This is a genomic window from Okeania sp. (genome assembly GCF_983059655.1).
On the sequence record NZ_CEZPJD010000111.1, the window covers coordinates 11,444 to 13,582 of the forward strand.

At 33.6% G+C, this 2,139-nt stretch carries 3 protein-coding genes; all 3 read left to right on the forward strand.

Translation table 11 applies throughout. The annotated features are described in order from the left end of the window. On the forward strand, window positions 1–557 hold a 557-nt coding region (locus tag AC3DU7_RS09130), incomplete at its 5' end, for a nicotinamide-nucleotide amidohydrolase family protein (RefSeq protein ID WP_488039038.1). A gap of 286 nt (window positions 558–843) precedes the next feature. Beyond that, window positions 844–978, forward strand: a complete 135-nt coding sequence (locus tag AC3DU7_RS09135; protein ID WP_255502456.1) for a hypothetical protein — start codon at window positions 844–846, stop codon at window positions 976–978. A 28-nt stretch (window positions 979–1,006) separates the two neighbouring features. Then, window positions 1,007–1,453 carry a type II 3-dehydroquinate dehydratase gene (gene aroQ / locus AC3DU7_RS09140; protein WP_488039039.1) on the forward strand — a complete coding sequence of 149 codons (447 nt, stop codon included), beginning with the start codon at window positions 1,007–1,009 and terminating at the stop codon, window positions 1,451–1,453. Window positions 1,454–2,139: the final 686 nt, after the last annotated feature.

The following is a 2,139-nucleotide window of genomic DNA, read 5'->3' on the forward strand; positions in this document are numbered from 1 at the left end:
CTGTAGAACAAAAAATACGAGATATTGCAGGAATTGACTGTTATGGCATTAATGACGACTCCATAGCTTCAGTAGTAGGAAAGTTATTGTCAGATGCAGGGGAAACTTTAGCTGTGGCCGAATCTTGTACTGGTGGAGGTCTAGGTAGTATGTTGACTTCTGTCCCAGGTAGTTCGCAATATTTTCATGGTGGAGTTATCACTTATGAAAATATTGTAAAAATTTCTTTGTTAGATGTTAGTCAGGAAGATTTAGCTACAGAAGGTGCTGTGAGTCATGCGGTAGCAAAACAAATGGCAACTGGGGTGGTGAAGAAGTTAGGAAGTAACTGGGGAATTAGTATTACAGGTATTGCTGGGCCTGGAGGTGGAACAGAATCTAAGCCAGTAGGTTTAGTTTATATTGGCATAGCAAAAATAACTGGTGAGGTAGAAAGTTTTGAGCACCACTTTGGTGCTTTACGCAGTAGAGATTGGATTAGAAGAGTTAGTGCCTGTACAGCTCTCGATCTGTTAAGAAGAAAATTATATTTATCTGCTAGAAAACCACAATCATAAAAGACTTGATTATAATAACTATAATAAACAAACTTATGGATGAAAGTCCATATTTTTTAAGACAATTTAACCGGTCTTTGTTGAATGGCCATATAACCCTAAAGCAAAGATAGTGTTAATATAATAGTAAAGATAAACAAACAAAAAGCCACGATTAATATTTATCGTTTTTTGGCTGAGTTGTTAAAATCTTTCACTACTTTTGTATGAAAAGGGAAGCGGCAGAACCCGCCCCGCTTACCCCTCACTATAAAAGGTGAGAGTATTCAGCGGGAATAAAATATTGATGGATTTCATTGACAAGGTAATAGAAAAATTAAAGGAATGGACTCGCAAGCTGGTTGATTCTTTATTAGGTCCAGAACCAGAACCAGAACCAGAACTCATTCCTATTCCAGTCAACGACCGCTCTCGTCGCTGATAATTCTATCATCCAACGTTTAAATTATTTGTTTAGCATTTTAGTTTTACATGGGCCAAATTTAAATCTCCTGGGTCTGCGAGAACCAGGAATATATGGCTCTGAAACTTTAGATAATATAAATAGACTGTTAGAGCAAGAGGCGAAAGTCCTTGGAATAAAAATTTCTGTATTACAGTCTAATTATGAAGGTGTCTTGGTGGATGCAATTCACTCAGCTCGTGAGCAACACCAAGGCATAGTTATTAATGCTGGGGCATATACTCATACAAGTATTGCCATTAGGGATGCTATTTCTGGGGTTAATATTCCTACAGTAGAAGTACATCTGAGTAATATTTATCGTAGAGAACAGTTTCGACATCATTCTTTTATAGCACCAGTAGCTGTAGGTCAGATTAGTGGCTTTGGTTCAGAAAGCTATATTTTAGGGCTAAAAGCAATAGTTAATTATCTTCAAAAAAGTATCCGTTAAATAATTGCCAAAATCTAAACATGGCTGGGAATTTTATATGTGAAAAAAATATATCAATTAAATTATTCAGTAATAGTTAATCAATAATATACTGTGGAATGATTTATTAAATTAATAGCTATGTAACTCAAATCATAGAACACTATAATTATTCAAGAAACTAGAAAAAAAAATTTAAACTTTTTATATAAAAAATTATATTTATTCAGTAATAACTATTATTAATGGCATCAATATTAAGAGAGTGTTTGTCAAACAAGTATGAGACAGTATAAGTTGAGAAGCAACCTCCCACAGCAAGCAGAGCGTAGCAGTAAAACTAACTGTTATTTCATACCATAAATGTTAAACGTACTTTCACATACCCTACTTAATCTTTTTTTGACAAACAGTGTCTAATGCCAGTCACAAGAATTAAATTATTTATGTAAAGAACATTTATTTTGAGAATAATTAGTCAAGCCAAATCCGCCTGAGTAAGAAGGTACTTTAAAAAGTTTGAGCCTTTGCTATACATAGGATTTGTGAATATGACAAACCTCTTTTTATACTCGAATTTAGTATAATATAAATCTGTACAGATGACATAATAAAATTTAATATAGATAGCGACTCTAAATAAGTTTTGAACAAATGTTAGTCTGAAAAAGTATATCTGAAACTTACAGCACTTTTTAGGAAGCGTG

Coding starts and splice junctions, on each gene's coding strand:
- AC3DU7_RS09135 (WP_255502456.1), top strand. CDS start 844: ATGGATTTCATTGACAAGGTAATAGAAAAATTAAAGGAATGGACTCGC.